This window comes from Pseudomonas sp. R62 (assembly GCF_000257605.1).
Classification (GTDB): Bacteria; Pseudomonadota; Gammaproteobacteria; order Pseudomonadales; family Pseudomonadaceae; genus Aquipseudomonas; species Aquipseudomonas atacamensis.
Genome location: NZ_JH635998.1, coordinates 128,583 through 131,531 on the forward strand (window position 1 = coordinate 128,583; position 2,949 = coordinate 131,531).

At 65.2% G+C, this 2,949-nt stretch carries 2 protein-coding genes; both read right to left on the minus strand.

The window, feature by feature from the left end:
* Nucleotides 1-53: 53 nt before the first annotated feature.
* Nucleotides 54-749 carry a response regulator gene (locus OQK_RS02100; protein ID WP_016770895.1) on the minus strand — a complete coding sequence of 232 codons (696 nt, stop codon included), beginning with the start codon at nt 747-749 and terminating at the stop codon, nt 54-56.
* 48 nt (nt 750-797) lie between these two features.
* Nucleotides 798-2,949 (minus strand): DUF4118 domain-containing protein (locus OQK_RS02105; RefSeq protein WP_038860437.1); only part of this gene is annotated, 2,152 nt, incomplete at its 5' end.

Consider the following 2,949-nt stretch of genomic DNA (forward strand, 5'->3'; position numbering starts at 1 on the left):
ACATTTGAAATGCATTCCCCTGTGGGAGCGAGCCTGCTCGCGAAAGCGTCAGCTCAGCCAGCTTCACTCAACAACCGATACCCAACCCCCGCCTCAGTCACGATAAACCGTGGCCGGGTCGGGTCATCCGCCAGTTTCTGCCGCAGATGCCCGACCACGATCCGCAGGTAATGACTGTCCTCGGTGTGCGTCGGTCCCCAGATATCCTTGAGCAACTGCTGCTGGGTGATCACCCGCCCCGGATGCCGCGCCAATTGCGCGAGCACCGCGTATTCCTTGCGGGTCAGGGCGACTTCGGCGCCGTCGAGCAGCACGCGCCGATAGGCCAGATCCACGGTCAACGGGCCGAAACTCAGCGCCGCCGGCTGCGCCTCCCCCGCCGGGGCCTGACGCAACAACGCGCGAACCCGGGCGAGAAATTCCTGAATGCCGAACGGCTTGGTCACGTAGTCATTGGCGCCACCATCCAGCGCTTCGACCTTCTGCCCTTCACTGGCGCGCACCGACAGCACCAGCACCGGCGTGGTCGCCCATTCGCGCAATTCGCGCAGGACCTGCTGACCGTCCATGTCCGGCAACCCGAGGTCGAGCACCACCAGGTCCGGTTTGCTCAGCGCAGCTTGCGCCAGGCCTTCAGCGCCGGTGCCGGCTTCGAGCACTTTGTAGCCTTGTGAAGCGAGGCTGATGCGCAGGAATTTGCGGATCTGCGGTTCGTCATCGATGACCAAAATGGTCGCGGTCTGGCTCATGAATTCACATCAACACAATAGATTGGCAAGAGAGTAGCGCAGTCGACTTCAAGCTTCACCGTCCATCCCCGGCTGCGCCTGCAACGGCAGGTGCAAGGTGATGCAGGTGCCGCGCCCGTCGATGCCGTCAGCCACGGAAATACGCCCGCCGTGCGCGCCGACCATGCCCTGACAGATCGCCAGCCCCAGCCCCGTGCCCTGCCCGCCGCGATCACCGCGCGCGGCGGTGTAGAACATGTCGAAAATCTTCGCTCGGTCCTCTTCGGGAATCCCCGGGCCTTCATCGCTGACCGCAAAGAAAATCTCCTGCTCATTGGCGCCGGCGCGCAGTTGCAGGCGACCATGGCTGGGCGAAAATCGCGCGGCGTTCTCCAGCACGTTAACCAGCGCCTGCTCGATCAGCGCCGCGTGCACATAGAGCAACGGCAACTCGACCGGCACTTCGGTGCTGACCTGCAGCGGCGCCAGCACGGCGCGCAGGCGATTGAGCGAACTGCCGACGATATCGGCCGGCGATACCCAGTCCCGCGCCAGCTTCAAGGCGCCGTGGCCGAGGCGGGTCATGTCGAGCAGGTTCTGAATGTAGCGGTCGAGGCGTTCGGCCTCATCGCGGGTGCCTTCGAGCAGCTCGCGGCGATCCTCCAGCGGGATCGCTTCGCCGAGGGCCAACAGGCTGTCGATGCTGCCGCGCATGGCCGTCAGCGGCGTGCGCAAATCGTGGGACACCGAGGCCAGCAAGGCGCTGCGCAATTGTTCGGTTTCGCCGTGCAGACGCGCCGCTTCGAGGTCATCGGCCAATTGCGCGCGGGCCAGGGCTTGCGCCAGCGGCTGGCTCAGCGCAGTGAGCAAACGCCGGCGCTGACCGCTCAAGCTCTGGCCTTCCTTGGCGCAAACGCCGAGCAACGCCAGCGGCCCGTCCTCGACCGACAACGGCCACCACCACCAACGCCCCAGCGGCAAGGTACCGGTGCCCTTGCCCGCCGGTTGATCGTGTTGCCAAGCCCAATCGGCGGCGGCGCGTTCGGCCTCGGTAAATTGCAGCGGCCCGCCGGTTTCGACTTTCCAGCCGCCCTGGCCGTCGCGGTTGAGCAGGCACAATTGCACATCGCTCCAGCCTTCGAGGTGCTGCGCGGCGGCGCTGATCACGGCCTGGCGATCAGTCGCGGCGGTGAGTTTGCGCGACAGGTCGAGCAGTTCGCTGGTCTCTTCCTGGGTATCGCGCAAAGCCTGCAACTGCCGCCGCTGACGCGCCGCAAGGTTGCCGGTAAGCGCCGCCATCAACAGGAAAAACAGCAGCGTCAGCACGTCTTCTTCGCGCTGAATACTGAAAGAGAAATTCGGCGGGATGAACAGAAAATCGTAGGTGAGAAACGACAGCGCCGCACAGGCCAGCGCCGGACCGAGGCTGCTGCGCACCGCCACCAGCAACACCGCCGCGAGAAACACCAAGGAGATGTTCGGCAACGGCAACACACTCGACACCGCCCAGGCCAAGGCAGTGGCCAACAACGTCGCGACCAGCGCCAGCGCATAGTCGAACCACACCAGCGTGACTGAATTACGCGGGCGCGGTTGGTGCTGCTCGTGATCACTGTCGAGCACGTTGATTTCCAGACCATGCGCCTGACGCAGCAGGCGCGCCGCCAGACCACCGCCGAACAGTCTACGGCGCAAGCGTGGCCGCGACTGGCCGACCAGCAATAGACTGGCACGGCGTTCGGCGGCGTGTTGAATCAGGGTCTTCGCCACCTCGCCGGCCCGCAACAGCACCACTTCGCCACCGAGGCGTTCGGCCAGTTGCTGGGCGCTTTGCAGGCGCAACCGTGATTGCTCATCCCGCGCACTGCCGTTGTCGACATGCACCAGACTCCACGGCAGATGCCGGCGCTGGGCGACGCGGCTGGCGTGACGCACCAGCCGTTCGGCCTGCGCATCGCCATCGATGCCGACCAACAAACGCCCGCGCACCGCCGGCGCGGCCTGACCGAGTTGGCGATAGCCTTGGGCGAGATCGTTGTCGACCTGCGCGGCAGCGGTCTGCATCGCCAGTTCGCGCAGTGCGGTGAGATTGGTCTGGGTGAAAAAGGCGTCGATTGCAGCGCGGGCCTGTTCCGGCACGTAGACTTTGCCTTCGCGCAGACGCTCGAGCAATTCACGCGGCGGCAGGTCGATCAGCAGCAGCTCGAAGGCTTCCTGCAGG